The 20,636-nt window shown below is 52.6% G+C and carries 19 protein-coding genes and 2 pseudogenes; 12 read left to right on the forward strand and 9 right to left on the reverse strand.

Annotation, left to right across the window (positions count from 1 at the left end):
- Window positions 1–2 precede the first annotated feature (2 nt).
- A complete protein-coding gene (gene dapA, locus PMI41_RS22345) occupies window positions 3–884 on the reverse strand; it encodes a 4-hydroxy-tetrahydrodipicolinate synthase (protein ID WP_008128669.1) in 882 nt (293 codons plus the stop codon).
- Window positions 885–1,460: 576 nt separating this feature from the next.
- Between dapA and PMI41_RS22360 the strand changes: the two genes are divergently transcribed.
- Together PMI41_RS22360 and PMI41_RS22365 are read left to right on the forward strand one after the other, a co-directional pair.
- Window positions 1,461–3,554, forward strand: coding sequence for a lytic transglycosylase domain-containing protein (locus PMI41_RS22360; RefSeq protein ID WP_008128670.1), 2,094 nt, complete (start codon window positions 1,461–1,463; stop codon window positions 3,552–3,554).
- 80 nt (window positions 3,555–3,634) lie between these two features.
- The gene (locus PMI41_RS22365; RefSeq protein WP_008128672.1) at window positions 3,635–4,525 is read left to right on the forward strand and encodes an alpha/beta hydrolase; all 891 of its coding nucleotides are present in this window, start codon (window positions 3,635–3,637) and stop codon (window positions 4,523–4,525) included.
- Window positions 4,526–4,567: 42 nt separating this feature from the next.
- On the opposite strand, the gene PMI41_RS22370 is transcribed toward PMI41_RS22365, so the two are convergent.
- The 3 genes from PMI41_RS22370 to PMI41_RS22380 form a co-directional block, all read right to left on the reverse strand.
- Complete coding sequence (locus tag PMI41_RS22370) at window positions 4,568–5,161, reverse strand: hypothetical protein (protein WP_008128674.1); 594 nt, start codon at window positions 5,159–5,161, stop codon at window positions 4,568–4,570.
- A gap of 141 nt (window positions 5,162–5,302) precedes the next feature.
- Window positions 5,303–5,965 (reverse strand): BON domain-containing protein, encoded by a 663-nt coding sequence (locus PMI41_RS22375; RefSeq protein WP_008128676.1) that lies wholly within the window; start codon window positions 5,963–5,965, stop codon window positions 5,303–5,305.
- A gap of 156 nt (window positions 5,966–6,121) precedes the next feature.
- Complete coding sequence (locus tag PMI41_RS22380; RefSeq protein WP_008128678.1) at window positions 6,122–7,204, reverse strand: porin; 1,083 nt, start codon at window positions 7,202–7,204, stop codon at window positions 6,122–6,124.
- A gap of 462 nt (window positions 7,205–7,666) precedes the next feature.
- Between PMI41_RS22380 and PMI41_RS22385 the strand changes: the two genes are divergently transcribed.
- From PMI41_RS22385 to PMI41_RS22410, 5 genes and pseudogenes are all read left to right on the forward strand, one after another.
- On the forward strand, window positions 7,667–7,996 hold the full coding sequence (locus PMI41_RS22385; RefSeq protein ID WP_008128681.1) for a multidrug efflux SMR transporter: 330 nt from the start codon (window positions 7,667–7,669) through the stop codon (window positions 7,994–7,996).
- Between the two features lie 60 nt (window positions 7,997–8,056).
- The gene (locus PMI41_RS22390) at window positions 8,057–9,112 is read left to right on the forward strand and encodes a porin (RefSeq protein WP_008128683.1); all 1,056 of its coding nucleotides are present in this window, start codon (window positions 8,057–8,059) and stop codon (window positions 9,110–9,112) included.
- Between the two features lie 383 nt (window positions 9,113–9,495).
- Window positions 9,496–10,410, forward strand: a pseudogene (locus tag PMI41_RS22400) (site-specific integrase).
- Window positions 10,411–10,986: 576 nt separating this feature from the next.
- Window positions 10,987–11,231: pseudogene (locus PMI41_RS24820) on the forward strand (tyrosine-type recombinase/integrase); the annotation flags it as partial.
- Window positions 11,232–11,565: 334 nt separating this feature from the next.
- Window positions 11,566–12,471, forward strand: coding sequence for a LysR family transcriptional regulator (locus PMI41_RS22410; protein ID WP_008128691.1), 906 nt, complete (start codon window positions 11,566–11,568; stop codon window positions 12,469–12,471).
- Window positions 12,472–12,504: 33 nt separating this feature from the next.
- Here PMI41_RS22410 and PMI41_RS22415 read toward each other — a convergent pair whose 3' ends face one another.
- Window positions 12,505–13,251 carry a L,D-transpeptidase gene (locus PMI41_RS22415; protein ID WP_040856412.1) on the reverse strand — a complete coding sequence of 249 codons (747 nt, stop codon included), beginning with the start codon at window positions 13,249–13,251 and terminating at the stop codon, window positions 12,505–12,507.
- A gap of 264 nt (window positions 13,252–13,515) precedes the next feature.
- Here PMI41_RS22415 and PMI41_RS22420 point away from each other — a divergent pair, with 264 nt between their 5' ends.
- Window positions 13,516–14,151: a VOC family protein gene (locus PMI41_RS22420; RefSeq protein WP_008128696.1), complete on the forward strand. Its 636-nt coding sequence runs from the start codon at window positions 13,516–13,518 to the stop codon at window positions 14,149–14,151.
- An 86-nt stretch (window positions 14,152–14,237) separates the two neighbouring features.
- Window positions 14,238–14,621 carry a RidA family protein gene (locus PMI41_RS22425; RefSeq protein ID WP_008128699.1) on the forward strand — a complete coding sequence of 128 codons (384 nt, stop codon included), beginning with the start codon at window positions 14,238–14,240 and terminating at the stop codon, window positions 14,619–14,621.
- Window positions 14,622–14,638: 17 nt separating this feature from the next.
- Here PMI41_RS22425 and PMI41_RS22430 read toward each other — a convergent pair whose 3' ends face one another.
- Window positions 14,639–15,847: a GAF domain-containing sensor histidine kinase gene (locus PMI41_RS22430; protein WP_008128700.1), complete on the reverse strand. Its 1,209-nt coding sequence runs from the start codon at window positions 15,845–15,847 to the stop codon at window positions 14,639–14,641.
- Between the two features lie 166 nt (window positions 15,848–16,013).
- On the reverse strand, window positions 16,014–16,715 hold the full coding sequence (locus PMI41_RS22435; RefSeq protein WP_008128701.1) for a hypothetical protein: 702 nt from the start codon (window positions 16,713–16,715) through the stop codon (window positions 16,014–16,016).
- Window positions 16,716–16,898: 183 nt separating this feature from the next.
- Between PMI41_RS22435 and PMI41_RS22440 the strand changes: the two genes are divergently transcribed.
- Window positions 16,899–17,456, forward strand: a complete 558-nt coding sequence (locus PMI41_RS22440; RefSeq protein WP_008128702.1) for an AAA family ATPase — start codon at window positions 16,899–16,901, stop codon at window positions 17,454–17,456.
- On the opposite strand, the gene ampC is transcribed toward PMI41_RS22440, so the two are convergent.
- Complete coding sequence (gene ampC / locus PMI41_RS22445; protein ID WP_008128703.1) at window positions 17,423–18,586, reverse strand: class C beta-lactamase; 1,164 nt, start codon at window positions 18,584–18,586, stop codon at window positions 17,423–17,425. The two genes, PMI41_RS22440 and ampC, sit on opposite strands and share 34 nt — an antisense overlap.
- Window positions 18,587–18,696: 110 nt before the next feature.
- Between ampC and PMI41_RS22450 the strand changes: the two genes are divergently transcribed.
- Both PMI41_RS22450 and PMI41_RS22455 read left to right on the forward strand, forming a co-directional pair.
- Window positions 18,697–19,566 (forward strand): LysR family transcriptional regulator, encoded by an 870-nt coding sequence (locus PMI41_RS22450; protein ID WP_008128704.1) that lies wholly within the window; start codon window positions 18,697–18,699, stop codon window positions 19,564–19,566.
- Between the two features lie 41 nt (window positions 19,567–19,607).
- Window positions 19,608–20,120: a hypothetical protein gene (locus tag PMI41_RS22455; RefSeq protein ID WP_008128705.1), complete on the forward strand. Its 513-nt coding sequence runs from the start codon at window positions 19,608–19,610 to the stop codon at window positions 20,118–20,120.
- A 3-nt stretch (window positions 20,121–20,123) separates the two neighbouring features.
- On the opposite strand, the gene PMI41_RS22460 is transcribed toward PMI41_RS22455, so the two are convergent.
- Window positions 20,124–20,618, reverse strand: a complete 495-nt coding sequence (locus PMI41_RS22460) for a cupin domain-containing protein (RefSeq protein WP_008128706.1) — start codon at window positions 20,616–20,618, stop codon at window positions 20,124–20,126.
- Window positions 20,619–20,636 lie beyond the last annotated feature (18 nt).

Here is a 20,636-nt window from a genome sequence, read left to right on the forward strand (position 1 = left end):
CCTTAATTCACCAGTCCCGCGTGACGCATTGCCTGATCGATACGGGCCGCAGTGGCAGCTTCGATCTGAACCATAGGGGAGCGCAGTGCATTTTGTATTTTGCCGAGCTTGGAAAGCGCGTATTTCGGGCCGCTGGGATTTGGCTCAATGAACATAGCCTTGTGCAATGGCATCAATTTATCCTGTATTTCCAACGCCTTGGCATAATCTCCGGCAAGTGTTGCCGCCTGAAATTCAGCACAAAGGCGTGGTGCCACGTTGGATGTCACTGAAATGCAACCTACGCCGCCGTGAGCATTGAAACCTAGCGCGGTAGCATCTTCGCCGGACAATTGAATGAAGTCCTTACCACAGCTAATGCGCTGCTCAGAGACGCGTTCGATCTTGCCCGTCGCATCCTTGACGCCAGCGATGTTCTTGAAATCATTGGCCAGTTGACCCATCGTTTCCGGCGTCATGTCTATAATCGAGCGACCCGGAATATTGTAAATGATGATTGGCAGTGATACGGATTCAGCAATCGCCTTATAGTGGGCGTAAAGACCGCGCTGGCTGGGCTTGTTGTAATAGGGTGTGACAACCAAAATTGCATCCGCGCCCGCCTTTTCAGAAAACTCAGCTAATTCAATGGCTTCGCGGGTATTGTTTGATCCGGCGCCAGCGATAACGGGCACTTTTCCAGCCGCTTCCTCAATGCAAACCTCGACAACACGCTTGTGTTCCGCGTGGGAAAGCGTTGGGGATTCGCCGGTTGTACCAACGGGGACAAGGCCATTTGTTCCCTCTTCTATTTGCCAGGAAACAAAGCTGCGAAAGGCTTTTTCGTCAAACGCACCATCATCGAGAAATGGCGTGACGAGTGCGGTAATTGAGCCTTTCAGCATGGGAAACTCCAGAATAACAATCGATTTTCAACTTTCCTTAGCCGGAAAGAAGGTGGCGCACCATAGTCGGACGAGCCTTACGGCACAAGTTCATTTGCGTTATGAAAATCAACAACCTCACGCAACCATTTTACATGCGAAAGTTGCTATTTTGCTCCCAAATTTTGCGATTTTGCTCGCGTTTTTATGATTTTTCCCAGAGAGCTTCTCTCCAATTCGAAAAAACACGACTCACATGGCCTTTTTTGCACGCTGCATGGTCAATTTGGGGCAACAGCCACCCAAATTAATGAAACGATCGTTCAATTAAACAATCATTCAAATGATGATGAGCCGGTATTTCTTCAATATCAGCAATCTGCTGCCCAATTCTCTTTTCACACTTCCGTGATCGCAACGATCAAGTTTTGAGTTCGAACGGGAAACAGGGGCTTGTTGCCTTTGATCTGTTCAAATCCAATCGAGCGGGATAACCTTTCGTTAATACCGCTTTCATACGTCCGCCATTATTATCTGGTTTACAGGTCTCTGGATCAGGGGCCATGGATCCAACCCTTTGAATAACCGGTAGTCTGTATGCTGAGAACTTCTGTTTTGCGTCTTGTTCTTCTCGGATCCGCCTGCGCCCTGGCGGTAACGACGACCCATGCCCAAAATGGCGTGCCAACACCTACATTGCGTCCCTTTGCCCCGACCCAGACGCGGGCTAATCCGGCCATGCAGGCGATCACCCATCCGGACCCTGTTACGACGTCTGGAATAGCGCAGCCTTCCAAGCCGTCAGCCATCGCCGGAAGCTTGAAGAGCGGACTTGATGCAATTTCGTCCGGTGATGTACGGCGTGCGGTTGGCATTCGTAATGGCCTGCCTGCTCAGGCGCTGGACCGCCATATCCTGACATGGGCAATCGGTCTCTCCAATGCTCCAGGTCTCCCCTCTTCCGAGATTGCCAATGCTGCGGCAGAGCTTCCGGGCTGGCCGGGCATGGCCACTTTCCGGAACAATTCCGAACGGGCGCTTTACAAGGAAAATCCGGCGCCTTCGGTTGTTATCAATGCCTTTGGAAATACTGCGCCACAGACAGTGGAAGGCGTTGTCATTCTTGCCCGCGCCCATGTTGCTAACGGCAATGCCCGTGCGGCACAGGCAGTACTGGGACCGTTCTGGCGCAGCAAAAAGCTTGATGACAATCAGGAAGCAATGGTCCTGAAGGAATTTTCGCAGGTCATTTCGCGTTCCGACCATCTGACACGAATGCTGACCATGCTTTACGAAGGCAAGGTCAAATCTGCCGGCCGTGTTGCCAAGCTTGCCAATGCTTCCTCGCTTTATCAGGGTTTTGCTGCTGTGCTGCAAAAGTCCCCCGATGCGGGCAAGAAGCTGGCTGAGGTCGACGGGTCATGGAAATCTAATGCCGCCTATATTTTCGCCAAAGCGCAGTATTTGCGTCGTCAGGAAAAATACAAGGAAGCGGCGGACGTAATCAACACGGCACCCCGCGATGCTGCTTCGCTTGTAGACCCGGATGCGTGGTGGACGGAGCGTCGTGTACTCTCGCGTGAATTGCTGGATATTGGCGATGCCAAACGTGCTTACCGTGTGGCTGCCATGCACAGCGCTGAAACGCCAAGCGTGGCCGCGGATGCGGAATTCCACGCGGGATGGTATGCCTTGCGGGCTCTTCGTGATCCGAAAACTGCGCAACGCCATTTCGCTCGTATAGCGGAAATCTCATCGCGGCCAATGTCAGCATCACGTGCTTATTATTGGCTGGGCCGTGCGGCTGAAGAAGGCAGTGCAGGCAGCGCCCGTGACTATTATGCACGCGCTTCCCGCTACGGCACGACATTCTACGGCCAGCTGGCCGCTGCCAAACTCGGCCAGAACAGTTTGCAATTGCCCTACCCCAAGCCAACCGATGCCGAGCGTAATCGCTTTGCCGGTCGCGAAGCGGTACGTGCGATACAGCGGCTCGAACAGACAGACTATGACAGCCGTGCTGCCATGCTCTACACCAGCCTTGCTCAAGAACTTGATAGTCCCGGCGAGCTGGCTTTGCTGGCCGTAATGGCCGAACGCAAGAACAACCATTTTGTTGCCCTTCGTGTCGGCAAGGCAGCCGCGCAACGCGGTATTGATGTGGGCGCACTTTCGCACCCCGTCGGTGCGATTCCGGGCAATGCCAATATTTCCGGGTCGGGAACTGCCCTTGCCTATGCGATTGCACGGCAGGAAAGCGAGTTTAATCCCGGTGCCGTTTCAAGTGCCGGTGCGCGTGGCCTGCTGCAACTCCTGCCCGGAACTGCCAAAGGTGTGGCAACACGTGCAGGCATGAATTATTCGCAGGCCCGCCTGACCACGGATGCCGCCTATAATGCCACGCTCGGCGCGAAATTCCTCGGTGAGCAGATAGCGAAGTTCGATGGTTCGTATGTGCTTACATTTGCCGGTTACAATGCCGGACCGACGCGCGCCAATGAATGGAAAGCCAAATATGGCGATCCCCGCGGCAAGTCGGTAGATGAGGTTGTCGATTGGATCGAGCGGATTCCCTATACCGAAACACGCAATTATGTGCAGCGGGTCATGGAAAACTATCAGGTCTATAAAGCACGGCTAACCGGCAAGGCTCAGATCGAAAGCGACCTGACGGCAGGTCGCCGCGGCTGACTTGAGTTATCTGATCGTTTGAGAAAGGTTAGTCCTCCCTGCCCGCAGCAGGGAGGTATTTTTATAATGGAGCGAGTATCGTGAGCGGTTCTTTCAACGAAGTCTTTTTCGATGCGCCAGACGGGTTGAAGCTTTATGCCCGCGTTTACAACTCCACAGTCGAAAATGAAAACCTGCCGCTTGTCTGTCTTCCCGGATTGACGCGGAACAGCCGGGATTTTCACGAGCTTGCGCTGACACTTGCCAGCCATCCGGAAACACCGCGTAAAGTCGTGACATTCGATTATCGCGGTCGCGGGCTTTCGGCCTACGATCCGGATTGGAAAAACTACAATATCCGGATTGAAGCAGGCGATGTGCTGGCAGGTTTGAAGGCGCTCAACATCGAGCGGGCGGTTTTCCTCGGCACCTCGCGCGGCGGACTCGTTATCCATGTCCTCGCAGTCGTCTTCCCGCACATCCTGAGCGGCGTGATCTTCAACGATATCGGGCCTGAGATCGTTGCAGAAGGCTTCAGACAGATCCGTGATTATCTGTCGACCGCGAAAGCTCCCGCCGATTGGCAACAAGCCGCCGCGTTGCAAAAAGCAGTGCATGGCAAGGCTTTCCCCGCTCTGACCAATGCCGATTGGGACCGCTTTGCCCATGCCATCTATCGCGACGAAAACGGTGTTATCCGTTCAGATTATGATGCCAATCTTTTAAAAACGCTCGAAGGAATTGATTTCAGCGCGAAACTCCCGGATCTCTGGGCACAGTTTGAACTGTTGAAGGACTTGCCGCTGCTGGTAATCCGAGGAGAAAACACCACGCTTCTGGCGCAGGAAACAGTTGATGAAATGACCCGCCGCCACCCCGCATTGCAATTCATCAATGTCAATGGACAGGGCCACGCACCGTTTCTTGAAACCGGGCGGTTGCCAGAACTGATTGCTGCTTTTGCAGCAGGTGTCGATTTGCGTGGGAGTTAGTCAGACAGCAGTAATGCTGTGCGTGGTTCGCCCTTCGGCAAGCTAATTTGCAACTTTTCTGGCAGCTTTAGGCTTAGCTGATTTCACCAAAGCCCCGGCCTGCTTGACCCAATTCTCGCGCACTGCCCTGCCTGTGAAACCGATTTCGATACTCACCCAATCGGCCTGTTCAACAGTCCAGGCAGCAATCTGGTCAAAATGATATATGCCGAGGGCGAAGAGCTTCGATTCAATGACCGCTCCGATACCGTCAATTTCAATCAGCTTGTCAGGCTTGCCTCGGCGGGCGTTTTTCAAAGAAGCGGGACGATTGGCATCATCCTGACGGGGATTGCGCAATGCGGGTTGAAGTTCAACCTTATTTAATGTGGATTTTCGAGGCGCGTTGACGCGCCCAGCTGGAACCGGCTCTGCCGGCGGGATCATGGCAGCGGCCGCGACAGCTGATTTCTTCACATCGTCGTTGCCAGCCACAAGCGTGGATTGAGAGGCAAGACGCAGATCGGCAGCACGAGTGGAGCTTTCAGCAGCCGAAGGTTTCTTCGGTGATAAGCGCCTGAAAATATTACCTAAAATAGCGCCAATGATAAAGGCTGCCGCAATGAGAAACAACGCTTGAAGAATGAATGTGACCATCGCGTTCTATCTCCCGCACTCAAACAGATTCAACTGATTTTTCCGTCACTGGTTGACCAGCCAACATAGAATCCCACCAAAATGGCGACAAGCAGGAAGAGCCATAATTGCGAAATCATGTACCACATCCAAGTGCTCCCTCTAACCGCCTTGCCCGGACGGTGCGACCAACTTGATTTCACTTAAAGCAGCATCTCCGGGAAGCGGCTTCTTCAAGGCATCATTTATAGCAGTATAGTCGGTGGCACTCGCCGCCGTGCCCCTGATCGTATAGGTTTTTCCCGAGATTTCCACTTCGCCATTGGTCAATTGTGCGGCCTGTCCCAAAGCAAATTGCGCAAGATCAAAGAAGGCGGGTGGTGCGCCGCGCGCAACTGCCATTTCATCCAGAATCTCTATGCCCGGCATGGCAAGCTCTGCAGCAGCAAGAATTTTTGCACGCATATCGCCATAAGGAACATTGCCTGAAAGCAGGATTCCATCATCCGACTTGGTGACAACAAAGGAAAATGGCTCCGCAAGCGGCAAAAGGGTGGTTTGATTGTCGACAATGCGCACGCCGGTGATGTCATTGGTGATTTTCAACGCATCGGCCAGCGCTTCTTCCGATGGTGCAACGCCCTTCAGGATCAGATCGCGGCCGTCGACTTCAGCGCTGGCCCAGTCATTTTGCGTTTCGAGCGCTGCGTTCGCCGCATCGGTGATGCGTGCATCAATCGGACCGGCAAGAAACCAGCCGGCAAGAACTGTGAGAAGCGCGATGGTGATGATACCTGGCCAGAACCAGCTCTTTAAGGCGCGCATTTCAAACCTGTCCTTGTATTCGGCGAGTTGTACCGATGTTCTGCCTGATACGGGCAGCGATATCAACATGCGGCGGGCAGAGAATCAGGACCTGCAAACAAAAGAAAACCCGACAGCTTGCGCTGCCGGGTTCCAATCAACCAATCCAGTAAAGGATTAGAAGTTACGCTGGAAACGTACGATACCTGTGAAAGCGTCGTCGCCTGAACCACGATCTTCGTCAAACGAAGCGTAGTTTACTTCTGGAGTGATTACGAAGCCTGGTACGATTTCGTAGTTCACGTTCAAAGCAGCAGCGAATGTGCCCTGTTCTTCGTAAGCAGCCTGGAAGTTAACAGTTGCCTTTTCGGAAACCTTAGCGGACAGACCGCCCCAGATTGCGTAGTCGCCGTTCCATGAACCGTAGTAGTTGCCGCCTTCGGAAACAACATCAAAGTCGTCTTCGTTGGACTGATAACCACCCATGATGAAACCGGATACAGTGTCGGTGAACTTAACGTCCAAACGAACCTTACCAGCGAACTCTTCAACAACTGAGTCGTAAGCTGCAACAGCGGAGATACCACCCCAAGCCTGTTCAAACTTCACACCAGCAACAACGTGTGGCATGTAGTCTTCGATCAGGTGAGAAGAGTCACCCTGTTCCAAGCCGATCAAAGCGGAGAAACCGTTGCCGCCAGCAAAAGTGTAGCTGATCTGGTTTGTACGGCCGCCTGCATAAGCGATCGCGTCATCTGTGATCACGTTACCAGCAGAACCGGTCCATGTATCATACAGGGAGTCGGAAACACCAACGCGGAAACCACCGAGTTCGATGTAAGCGTGCGAGATGTAGCCGCCGTTGCTGTAGTATGAACCAGCATCGTCAACACCATTGTCGTCGTTGCCGCCGTATGCCTTGTGATCGAAACGTGTTTCGATGAAGGAACGCAGTGTGCCAAGCTCTGTTTCGCTACGTGCGTCGAAACGAACGGTCGCACGTGCCTGCTTTGCCCATGTGCCAAGCTCAGCGCCGTTGTAAGGATCGTCACCAGCTACTGCATCGTAACGAACGTAACCGCTGATCTTCAAGCAGGTTTCGGTGCCTGGGATGTAGAAGAAGCCAGCGCCGTATGTGTCGCAAACGCGAACATATTCGACAGGCTCTGGTTCAGCGACGACAACTGCGTCTGCAGCGCGTGCGCCGGATACTGCAACGAGGGCTGCAGCGGAGCCGAGAAGTAGGCTCTTAATGTTCATTTCTGACCTCCAGTCAAAGTTAAAAATGGGTCTGGGCATTCCAATTTGGCTGAAGGACAACCTGTCCCCATCCCCTAAGTGCAAGAAGAAATGCTGTAACGCCCTTCCTCTCGACAGACCATACTCGCCAGCGCTCGCGTTTCAACCACGAATGTCCTCTGGTACGCCTTGTGCAGGCTCTATGACCGGGCGCTGTTGCACAAAAGCCACGAAATCGCCGTCCCGTCTCCAATATCTTTACCACTCAGTAATATAGGTAACCCGAATTTTAATAAAATCCGCACGCACTTGCCGGTATTGGAACGGCTCTTCTGTGCAGAATCGGCCATTACTAAGCGGTGAAATGCGAGTCACTGAATCGAATCAAGCCTTTGACCGGCAAATCTGTCCGCCATCGCACGGGGCAGTGGAATCATTCTGTGCAGTGTATTTGCGTTGCTCTACGTTCAATGGTGATCCCGCATGACATATGTTTACCTCCTTGCTGCCATAATCTTTGAAGTCATCGCCACTTCCGCACTGAAACAGGCGGAAGGCTTTACACGCTTGATCCCATCTCTCGTCTGCATCTTCGGCTACGGCGCAGCGTTCTATCTGCTTTCGATTCCTATCAGAACCATCCCGGTAGGTGTTGTTTATGCCATCTGGTCCGGTGCGGGCATCGTACTGATTGCAGCTGTCGGCTGGTTCTGGTTTCGCCAGACGCTCGATCTTGCGGCAATCATTGGCCTGGCGCTCATTATAGCCGGCGTTCTTGTGGTTAATCTGTTTTCCAACTCGGTCGGCCACTAAACCTCAATATAATGGGCTTTTTGCCTCTGATCTCCGGCGAATCTTGACTGGAGGTCAGAAATGAACATTAAGAGCCTACTTCTCGGCTCCGCTGCAGCCCTCGTTGCAGTATCCGGCGCACGCGCCGCAGACGCAGTTGTCGTCGCTGAACCAGAGCCTGTCGAATATGTTCGCGTTTGCGATGCATACGGCGCTGGCTTCTTTTATATCCCTGGCACAGAGACATGCCTGAAGATTGGTGGTTACGTTCGTACTCAAGCTGTTGGCGGTGACAACGTTTATAGCGGCGACAAGTTTGAAACCTATCTCTGGCAATCTCGCGCTACGGTTCGTTTTGATGCTCGTTCGGAAACCGAACTCGGTACATTGCGCTCATTCATTGAGACGCGTTTTGACTACACTGTCGGCCGCAAAGACACGACCGTTGACAATGTTCTGCAAGAAAACGCCGTTGATGGTGGCCAAACTACGACTCTTACTCATGCTTATATTGAACTGGGTGGCTTTCGCGTCGGTTTGACAGATTCTCAGTTTGATACATGGACCGGTTCTGCCGGTAACGTAATCGCCGACGATGTGATTTCGTATGCCGGTGGCCGTACAAACCAGATCAGCTACACCTTTGCCGGTGGCAATGGTTTCTCTGCCTTCGTAGGCGCAGAACAGGGTGATAGCGACCATATCATTGAGGACTATCTACCGCACGTTGTTGCAGGTGCGAAGTTTGAACAGGCTTGGGGCGCGATTTCTGGTGTTGTTGGCTACGACTCAGTTGTTGAAGAGTTTGCTGGCAAAGTTCGTTTGGATGTGAAGTTCAACGATACTATTTCGGGATTTGTACTGGGCGGCTACAAGTCGGAAGATAGCTACTACGGTACGTGGAATGGTGACTACGCAATTTGGGCCGGACTGTCAGCGAAGGTATCAGAAAAGGCAGAAATCAACGGTCAAGTTGCTTACGAAGATGACGGCACTATCGCTGCTGCTCTGAATGTAAACTATGAACTGGTTCCTGGCTTTGTTGTCACCCCCGAAATTGAATATACTAACTTCGGTGGCGAACGCGGTGACGACGACGCATTCGCTGGCGTCATTCGCTTCCAGCGCAATTTCTAATTCTTTCATTAGATAAATCTACCAACGCCGGGTTTGCCCGGCGTTGGCTTTTCCGCTCAATCCATAAATCAACAAGCCATTTTCAGCGTTGGCAGTTTCAAACGGCACAAAGCTATACAAAACCATTTCGGTTCGGGCTCGTGCCAGCGGCGCACAGACATTTTCAGAGAAGGATTCCGGACCGGCCGCGAGCCGAGGAGATGAGAAATGGTTGGACAGAGGCCCATTGGGTTGAAAATTGGTATCGCCGGTTATGGCTTTATCAAACGAAAGTCTATTAGCCTAAAGAGGCATGGCTGCGCGGATTGCGCTTTTCGGGAAGACAGCTACAACTTGGCATATATTTCCAAGTTTATTGTTTTATTGAACAGAGCGCGATTTTCATGACTATTTCATCTGCGGCATTTGCCCCGCCTCCCCGCCAATCAGGGTTTGAATCGGCATTTTCGGTCCGTCTAGACTATGATCTCAACTACTCGCCAGCCAGTAATGGTTCCAAAAGACTGGTTAAAGAATATTCTCTCGGCAATTTGACTGCGCAATATATCAACATCCTTTGGGATGAGGGCTCGCATAAAACCAATGTGCGTTCTTTCCTTGGAGAGGTCAGTGAAATATTGGGCGGCCAGCGTTTCAGCATTTTTACGCAGGAGATGCTTGATTCTGTGATCGGAACCCTGCGCGAACGTGGCAATAGCAATGCTACCATCAATAGAAAGATGGCTGCCTTGAGCAAACTGCTCCGGAAAGCGTCAAAAATGGGCGATATCTATAATCTGCCGGAGTTCCGAAGACAAAAAGAGCGGCAAGGCCGCATCCGCTTTCTCGAAAGTGATGAGGAAGCACGTTTGTTCTCCGCTGTACGATCTCGTTGCGAGGACAGTTACCGATTAAGTGTGTTCCTGGTTGATACTGGCTGCCGTTTGGGCGAGGCCATCGGTCTTTCCTGGAATGATCTGCAGGACGCCCGCTCGACATCAGGCGTGTACAAATCTGGCTCGGCCATCAAACCCTGTCGATGACCATGCGCTATGCCCATCTGGCGACGAATGACCTGGATTCCTGCGTGGCTGTCTTGGAGCGCGGGTAGTCAACGCTCAGTTGAATACGCCAAGACAATTCAGGTTGTCCCGCATATTCTGCGCCATACCTGCGCCTCCCGTCTGGTCCGCGGCGGTATCGACATCAGGCGTGTACAAATCTGGCTCGGCCATCAAACTCTATCGATGACCATGCGCTATGCTCATCTGGCAACAAATGATCTGGATTCCTGCGTGGCTGTACTGGAGCGCGGATAAGGTAGCAATCGGTTGGCTCGATCACAACATTAAGCGATTGGTGTGGAAGGCACGCGAGATTACCAACCAATGGCTGTAATCTCGTACCGAAACTTGCCAACGGGAGAGCGATCCTCGCCCGTTGAGCCCGTCCACGCATCACACCCTCATACAAGTAAACTAAGCTCGTATTTCGACAGTGCTTTGATCCGCGAACGACTAGAATAGTCGCCACACAACATGAATGAACTCAGGCCTGCACAGGCATCGTTGCTACAACATTGTCGGGGGAAGTGTGACGCTGGGCGGCACGGTTCCTAAAGCATGACTGCTATTGTTCTCATGTACCAGTACCAACACGACCAGCTATTATTTTGATCACTTCTGCCTTTGAACGTGTAGCAATGGTCGCCGATCACGCATCAGGCTGGAATTTGTGTCGCTGTGCTGAGCGCATGAATGAAGCAGCGCGCCCATGAGCCAAGCTCTGCCTAAATGCTGGCATATAAATCCGGCCGGGGCATCTAATTCAAATAGTAACACGATGCACATTGTGCATGGTGTAATCCACGCTTCAAAACGTACTCAAAACATGGCCGATTGAAAGGGCCTTTTGCCATGCTCAATCAGGTGCGGTTCCGCGCAATCTGGAACGAGGCGAAGGCCAAATTGGACTTGGCGCTGTCCCGCATATTCTGCGCCATACCTGCGCCTCCCGTCTGGTCCGCGGCGGTATCGACATCAGGCGTGTACAAATCTGTCCCGGCCATCAGACACTTTCGATGACCAATCTGGCAACAAATGACCTGGATTCCTGCGTGGCTGTACTGGAGCGCGGATAGTGAACAGTCCATTGGCTGTGCAAAGACGACAGGTTGTCCAATTTTTCCGGTAGATTGAACAATGCAGGGAAGCGGTTGTTTGAGTGAGCCGATCTTATATCGAATGTCCAGAATGGTGACTGCCTGAGCAATCTCATTGAAATGCGATCCTTGATCCGGATTGAGATTCTGAGCAACTTCCTGATTTCGCGCCCGGTAACGCTGCCCCGCTTATCCTCTATCAGTCCGTCCTCAAGCCACCTCGCGAAGGTGTTACCGTTTCCGCGGTAACAGCAATTGCTCCACATCGGCCGTTTGGTTATGCTTTCGGCACAATCATAACTGAGGGTTATAGATGGATATCAATGCCGCGTTGCGGGCTTTTGTCAGGACAGTAGAAAAGGGCTCAGTCACCGGCGCTGCCCGCGATCTGGCGATATCGCAACCTGCTGTTACCAAGCATCTGCGTAATCTCGAGCGCCATTTAAATGCAAGGCTGCTTGAGCGGTCATCAAGGAGCATGCGGCCTACCGCTCATGGGATGACGCTCTATGAAGCCAGCCGAAATGCCTTGGCATCGATAGATGCGGCAATCGAAGGCGTTCGCCGGGATATGGGGGAAATCGAAGGCAATTTGCGGGTTCATGCCCCGTCCTGCCTCGGCGCACAGCACCTTCACGGAATGATCATGCAGTTTCAGGACGAGCATCCCGCGGTTACCGTTGATCTTATTCTGGACAATCGAACCGTTGACCTCGTTTATGAGAATTTTGACCTCGCCGTCTGTTACGGCAGAATCGATAATCAGGAAATCATTGCCCGGCGGATCGGATGGATACAGCGTATTCTTGTTGCATCACCGGAATATCTGAAACGTGCAGGGCCAATTGAAACTGTGGAGCAGCTTGTCGGAAGCGATATTGTCGCAACGACTGTCATCCTTTCGCCGCGTGATAGTTTGATCCTTTGCAAGGGCGAACTGACCACTGAAATTACCGTACGCCCGGTTTTGAAAACAAATAGCGCCAATGTGCTGACGAGCAGTCTTTTGGCTGGGCGCGGTATTGGCCCAGTACAGGTAAACCTTGTCACCAAAGAACTGGCTGATGGCCTGCTTGTCCGGGTGCTCCCAGACTATACGGTAAAGCCCACGGAAGCCTTTTTAACCTACCCTTCCACGAAATTCATGAGGCCGGTCGTTCGCGCTTTCACAGATTTCATCATTCCCAAATTGCGCGCGATCGACGGGATAAAAGTGTGAAATGCAGGCTCTGCATTTCACACGAAACTGGCATTAAGCCTCCGCTGGCGCTGCGCCAAGCGGGGATTGATGGACGACAATACGTGCGTGGTAAGGCACGCGATCATAGAGATCAATTGCGTCCTGGTTGATCAACCGCACACAGCCGGATGAGGTTGCCTTGCCGATAGATCGCCATTGCGGTGATCCATGCAGGCGATACAGCGTGTCCTGACCGTTCTGGAAGATATAAAGCGCCCGCGCGCCCAACGGGTTTTTAACACCCGGCTCCATTCCGCCGTTTTCGACCGAGAATTTTGCAAGCTCGGGCTGCCTTGCAATCATATCTGCCGGTGGTTTCCAGCGCGGCCAATGCTGGCGCCAATGAATAATCCCCTCACCCTCCCAGGCAAATCCATCTCGGCCGATACCAACACCATAGCGCATTGCCGTGCGCCCGCCTGCCTCCACCAGATAAAGGAAGCGTCCGGGCGTATCGACGACCACGGTGCCCGCGGGCTCGCCGGTTGGGTTCGCTACGCGCTGGCGATAATATTTCGGGTCCATCTGCTGAAAGGGTATCGCGGGGATAAGATGCCCGCCATCCTGCACGGCGGCATAGCGCAGTTCAAGTTCTGACGCCGGTGCCACGCCGGTTGGCAGCGAGGGCTGTACAGGACGCGGCTCCGGCCTGACTTCGACGTTTTGCGTTGTTGTTGTGGTGCATCCGGCAAGTGCAGCGCTTGCTGCCATAGAACCGAAAACAAAAGTGCGACGGGATAATTGAAGGGAGCTGGTCATATTCTACACGTTCAGAGGCCAAGATTCGAACGCTAAGTAGTTGAGTTGGGATCAACATGTCTACACATATAGATGTGATCGGCAGCATAACCAAAAGCTATATAATCGTGATTGACTGTGTGAATCTGGTGACTTCTCATCTCTGGCTGCGATCTTGATGTAACAGCTACGCTGTATTACTATAGCTTGTGCTGCTGTAGGACGCGTCGGCTTCAGGCCGGAGGGGCAATGCCCGCCTATGATGAGTGAAACAACAGTAGCGCCATGCCCAATATCGAGAATCTCAGAAAACAAGCCAAACTCTATCTGCGATGGCACCGCGAGCACAGTCATCCGGTTGCAGAGCAAATCCGCCTATTCCTACCGCGGTTTCGCGATTTGACCGATAGGGAAATCCTGGACGCAGAGTTCAAACTCCACGATGCGCAACAGCTTGTTGCCGGACAATATGGTTTTGAAGATTGGGCAGCGCTCATCAAAGGAGTGGACGCAATGACAAAAGCAGAATCGCCAGCCGCCGATGCACCAATCATTCTTGCAGCGGAACCCCAGATTTTTGTTTCCGATATCGCGATTGCCTGCCAATTCTACGTGGAAAAACTTGGCTTTCAGATCGCGTTCACCTATGGCGAACCGCCGTTTTACGCCCAACTTTTTCGGGGTGGTGGAAGACTCAATTTTCGTAAAGTGAGCGGGCGGGTGTTCGACAGCCAGTTTCGTGTGCGGGAGCGGGACGCGATCTCTGCAACCCTGACGCTGGATAATTCCAAACTGCTGTTTCTGGAATATCAGGATGCAGGCATTGTTTTCCATCAGGCTTTGCGCACAGAACCATGGGGTTCACGCACATTCATTGTTGAGGACCCGGACGGCAACCTGATTTGTTTTGCCGGAAAATAAGATCCTGCACAAAACTAAACGATCATGACTGTCATTGATGATGCAATATGTTGCCCGGCGTGAATGGGGAAATGGAGTTTATCTAAATGGAAAGACGCAAGATCAATGCAGCCGATGCACCAGTATCTGTCGGCGGCTACTCGCAGGCCGTTGAGGTCCGCTCTCCCGAGCGTACGCTCTATATTAGCGGGCAAATACCAGTGGCAGCGGACGGAACTCTCCCCGAAAGTTTTGGAGATCAGGCAAGGCTTGTCTGGCGCAATATCGAAGCTCAATTGCGCGCGGCAGATATGTCGCTCGACAATCTGGTGAAGGTGAATGTTTTTCTTGCGGACCGCGCCTATGCCTTGGAAAACCGGGCTGTCCGAGCGGAGATTCTGCAAGACAGAGCGCCTGCCATGTCTGTCATCATTACGGAAATATTCGACAGCGCATGGCTATTGGAAATCGAAGCGATAGCAGTGGCTTAAGCTGCCTGTTTCAACTGTCAGCTTTTCAGTGGCATCCGGAAGGTGAAACGCGTTTTTTCTGCAGTGGAAGCAGCGACCAATGTTCCGCCATGCGCACGCGCAATCTCTGAGGCAATATAAAGGCCCAGTCCCAACCCCTGCTGGCTCGGACGCGATTGGCCACGAAAAAATGGCATGAAGAGCTGGTCGAGCGTTTCGGGCAAAATGGGGTCGCCACTATTGGTAACAGACAGTTCAAACGCGCTATTCGCGATGCCAGCATTGACATAGATGGTGCCTTTCGGCGCCCCATGGGTGATGGCATTGCCGAGCAGGTTTGAGAGCAACTGCCCTACCCGCTCACGATCACATTTTACCGGGTCTTCGAAATCGAGGTTTGCCTCAATGGATTGGCCAAGTCCGACCGAAACCAGTTCGTCAATTACCTGCACGAGGACCGGCTTCAGCGGCTGGTCGGCGTTGCTAGCCAGCGTGAGGCCGCTTCCCAATCGCGCCCGGGCAAGGTCAAGCACATTATCGATGAGGCCAGACATGCGCACGACACTGCCCCGGATCAAACTCACAATCTTTTCGGCCTGTTCGTTCAGCGGTGTGCGCTGGAGCAACCTTGTACCCGCATCGATGGAGGCAACCGGATTGCGCAGGTCGTGACCAAGAACGGCGATAAACTGTTCGCGAAATTCGGCAATCTTGCGCTCGTCCACAAGCTCGGCCTGTGTTGAGGCCAGTCGCTCATTGGCATCCAGATGAAAGGCAATCAGCTCGGCAAAGAGCTTGAACATGCCGATTGTGCCAGGGTTTTTGAGTTTCATCGGGCGCGGATCAATTGCGCAAAGCGTGCCGAAGAATTTTCCACCCGGTAGAATGATCGGCATGGAGAGATAGCTCTGAAAGCCATATTTTGCAGGCGTATGATGTCCTTGATAGAGCGGATCAATTGCAACCTCGTCGATGACAATTGGCACACGCGAATCTCGGATTTCATCGCAAAGCGTTGTGCGGACTTCCAGCTCGCCACCGGGTTTGATGCCAAAATTGATGGAATCGAGCACCTGACAAACGACCCAGCGATCTTCGGTCACCCGGGCCACCGCAGCAAAACCCATGCCTGTGGTGCGGCAGACCACGTCCAGAATGGAAGGAACAGCGCCGATGCGGTTGACCGCGTCGATATCCGCCTGAAACTCAGGGTTTGGCACAACGTCCAATATTTTCGTCTCGTTCAACAGTCCAACTCCAAACCCTGTATAGAAGTACACAAGGTCACTGAGAACTATACGTTTTCTCGCGGAAGCAGAAGCTGTTTTTCAACTTGCGGTGGAACTGCAACAGTTTGCCGCTTGGCAAGGCTGGCCGAAGCAATTCCCACGCAAGATTAATTTGTTCTTTTGATCAGATTGGCTTGAATTCCGGATCGATTTCCAGCGCCTTCTTGGTCCAGATATCGCCATAGTCGACATTCTGCCAATCCTTGAACCATGGACCGCCATTGGTGAAATGCACGGCATGCGGATAGCCGCTTGCGGGCTTGTCGTTCCAGCCTTCAAGCCAGTTCCATTCCGTCGGAATTTCACCGATTTCATCATCCTGCGCCCATTGCATGCGGTGCAAATAGGCGCCGCTTTCACGGTTGATCAGTTCCGGCGTCAACTGGCGCGTCGACGGATGTTCGCAATTGAACAACATGAAGGACGACCAGTTCTTGCGCGGATAGGTTGTCTGTACCTTGCCATCCATCTTGACCCCGGCCTTCGGCTGATAGTCATGCTTGACGCAAGCAACAGCCTTGCTCTCATCGCGATATTGCAGCAATTCCGCGACATCGGAGAAGAACAGGAAATCGCAATCGCAAAAAAGCGCCCAGCCCTTATACCCGGCCAGATATGGTGTGAAGAAGCGTGAATAGGTGAATTCCGTTGATGCCAGCGGATCGACCTCACGGGTGTAGGCACCCTTGTCAACGAGATCCTGCAGGATGATCGGGTGCACATTCACCGGAATCGATGCGTTTTTCAGGATGGTGGATTTTGCTACCTCATATGCGATGGGCTCGCGGGAATCCCAGCCTATGTAGATATCAAGTGACCTATCCATGATGCTTCCTTTGCATGTTTGGCTTTCGTGCCATGCTGTGTTTGGCGAGAAAATTGTTTATATGACAGAAATAGTCAAGTCATGGTGCAGTTCGCGTTACATGCAACTGTGAGTATGTTTTTTTATTGTCATGCCCGGGGATTTCAGGCTCTTTCACCAAACGAAAACCACATTGGAAATCACATGGAAAATCTGGCGGGCCATATACTGATCCTAACCGGGCCTCCGGGTTCGGGGAAAAGTACCACTGCGGAACTCCTCGTTGCCGAGTCTGGCATACCGGCTGTGCACCTGCATTCGGATGATTTTTGGCACTATATCAAAAGCGGGCTGATCCAGCCTTTTCTGCCGGAAGCCCATGCGCAGAATGAAACTGTGATTGATGTTCTTGCGGGTGCAGCGGAGCGTTACGCCAAAGGCGGGTTTTTCGTGGTCGTTGACGGGATTATCGGCCCGTGGTTCCTTGACCCATTCCGCGCACTATCAGTGCCGCTGCATTACGTTGTACTACGGCCTGCTTTGGAAGAAGCGATTGAACGCTGCCGTTTGCGCGGAGGCAATACGCTGACCGATCCCGGACCGATCAGCGCCTTGCATCAGCAGTTTTCGTCGCTTGGCACACTTGAGAACCATGTGCTCGATACGGCAGATTCAAGCCGCACCGGGACGCTGGCAGCCGTTCAGGCAGCCTTGGCCGACGAGAATTTTTATCTTGCGTCGAGCTTCGTCAGGATTTCGTGAGCAACCTCGATACGCTCCGTGTTGGGATAGTATTTGTTGGCAAGAATGACGATACCTAGTTGTTTTTCCGGAACGAATGCCACGTAAGCGCCAAATCCGTTGGTCGAGCCAGTCTTGTTGATCAGAACATCATCACGCGGCGCTGATGGCGGATTGATTACATCAACAGGCACCGGCTCCAAGGAAATTTTCGATGAATTACCCAGCCGCAACGCATCCAGCGCAACAGGATAGGAATATTGCTCCCATAACAAATCCTGGGTCATTACACCGGCTTTGAAATAGCCCGTATGCGTGTTGGTGATCGCCTGCTGCAACTTGGCGTCCAGCTTCACCATATTCATGTTCGCCTGCATGACGCGGACCATATCCGTGACAGTGGTCTTTACGCCATAGGCTTCGGCAGACAAAACGGCTTTGCTGACTCGCGACGGCTTGTCCTTACTCGAATAGCCCTGCGCATAATCAGCCATCTTGCTTTTCGGCACGTTGATGTAGGTGCTGGTCAACCCTAGCGCAGGAAAGAGCTGACCTTCCATGAGCGAACTGAAGTCCTTCTTCATTGCTTTGGCGGTAATAACGCCAAGCATGCCAATGCTGGGATTTGCATAGGTCCGGGTTGTTCCGACCTTGTAGGCCGGCTTCCAGTTCTTCAGATAGGCCATCATCTGCTTATCGGTTTTGACCTCGTCCGGCACCTGCAACGGGAAGCCGCCGGGTGTATGCGTAGCCAGATGCAGCAAGGCAACATCGCCAAATGCAGTGCCCTTTAGCGCTGGTAGATACTTTTCTACCTTATCGGAAAACGAAAGCTGGCCATTGACCTGCGCATAGGATGCGAGAGTTGCGACAAATGTCTTGCTGACCGAGCCGACCTCGAAAATTGTCGATGGCGTGATTGCCTTGCCCGTCTCTTTCGAAGCAACGCCATATTCAAAAATATAGGATTTTCCTTCGAAGATTACGCCGATCGCCATGCCGGGAATGGTGTTTTTGTCCATGACAGGCCGGATTGCGGCATCCACAACAGGCTTGATTTTGTCTGCATCATCTGCGGCATGGCCTTGCGTGACGAATGAGCAGGTAACAAGAAGAGAGGCTGTCAGCGCCGCGGCAGTTTTCAGTGTCATGGTCGAATTCCTTGTCTCGATGATCGCTACAGGGCAGATGTCTATTGGCACTGTGATCTCAAGACAAACGATGATATCTGGTATCTGACATAAGAAAAACTAGGTCAATCATGGTTCGCTCTTTCCTCCCACTGAATGGTCTGCGGGCTTTTGAAGCCTCTGCACGGCATCTGAGCTTTACCCGCGCCGCAATCGAACTTTACGTGACGCAGGCGGCGGTGAGCCAGCAGGTAAAAAGCCTTGAAGCCCGCCTCGGGGTACAGCTTTTTCAACGCCTGCCGAGAGGGCTGAAAATTACCGCCGAGGGTGAAGCGTTGCTGCCCGTTGTGACCGGCTCTTTTGACCAATTGGCAAACACACTTGAAAGAATCGAAGGCGGGCATGTGCGTGAGCTGCTGTTTCTGGGGGCAGTCGGTACATTTGCCGTAGGGTGGCTGCTTCCGCGATTGCCCGATTTCCAGCGGAAATATCCCTTTGTCGATGTGCGGCTGTCGACAAATAATAACCGCGTGGACCCTGCAGCGGAGGGGCTAGATTACGCCATAAGGTTCGGCGATGGCTCATGGCATGGCACCGAAGCGACTCGCCTGTTCGAGGCACCGCTATCACCGCTATGCATCCCGGAGTTTGCTGAGAAACTGCGTGAACCGGCAGACCTTGCCAATCAACCTTTATTGCGAAGCTATCGCAAGGACGAATGGAGCCGTTGGTTCGAGGCTGCGGGTGTCGCTGCTTCACCGCAGGCGAGCAAAGGCATCGTATTTGATTCATCGCTCGCCATGATGGACGCCGCGTTGCAGGGTATCGGCGTTGCGTTGGCGCCGCCTTTGATGTTCTCCCGGCACCTTTCTTCCGGTGCAGTCCAACAGCCGTTCCAGACGTCGATAACACTTGGCAGCTATTGGCTGACAAGATTGCAATCACGCCTCCCCACTATGGCCATGCAGGCATTTTCCGATTGGATAACAGAGCAGGTTTAGGAAGCAATCGCTCTGGGGATTTAACAGCAAGGATAAGCACTATGAATCGCTGGTATTTGGGGCCAATCCTTGTTCTTACTCTGGCGTCTTGTTCAAAGCCTGAGACCATAAGCAACCTCAAATCGATCAATTGCCAGCAAATAGAACGATCCGAATTTGAAAACATTCTGCAGGATGAAACCAAACTCGGCATATTGGCGGCTCTTACCGGAGCACCACCAGTCAAAATGCGTTTCAACATCGACACAGCCGATATGAAAGATGTTGTATTGATCGTCTATTCGAGCCGTGCGGGCGAAGTTCCAATTTACCGAGGCCCGCTTACCGATGTGATCCGCCTGTTTCCAAAGCCGGAACTGTATGATCAAGGCGGTCTGGATAATCTTGACTTCAAATTATTCGATTTGAGTAAAACGAGGATATGCCGCCAGCAGCAGGATGGCGGCACTCAATATTGGGAGCGTGGGAAGAATATTCTTATCGAGTTTCTTGCCGAACGCGAAATCGATCCGAACTTTGGCACCCCACTGGGCCACAAGGTGCATCTGGAGTAGATGCTATTTTTTCAAGGCATCCGGTTTGCCGTCATGCGGTCCAAGATCGCGCTTTGGAGCATCCGGCCAGATGTCCGTTCTGGTTTTGGCATGCTCGGGATCAACTGGATAGATGATCTTCGCGCCGGGCTTGTTGGCTTCGCCAATCACAAGCAACCGAACTTCTGCATCACTATTGTTGATAAACGTATGCGCAATGCCGGTACCCGAAGGAAACGCAACGCTGTCGCCTTCAACCAGACGATGCAGGTGGCCATCGATCCAGACGTCTGGTGTTCCTTCGACAACGAATACAAACTCTTCCTCGATGCTTTCAGCATGCGGAAATGAGGTACGGCGGCCGGGCGGCAGTCGTTCGTGATGGACACCAATTTGGGTGAGGCCGAGCTTTTTGCCAACCGAAGACTGAATGGCGAGCAATTCACTGTCCCCGCGATAATGGCGATCATCCGGGCCCTCCATATCCTTCCAGTGGCCAATGAATTCGGGTCTGTTCATCTTCAAGTCTCCTGAAAA

The organism is Phyllobacterium sp. YR531 (genome assembly GCF_000282595.1).
Classification (GTDB): Bacteria; Pseudomonadota; Alphaproteobacteria; order Rhizobiales; family Rhizobiaceae; genus Phyllobacterium.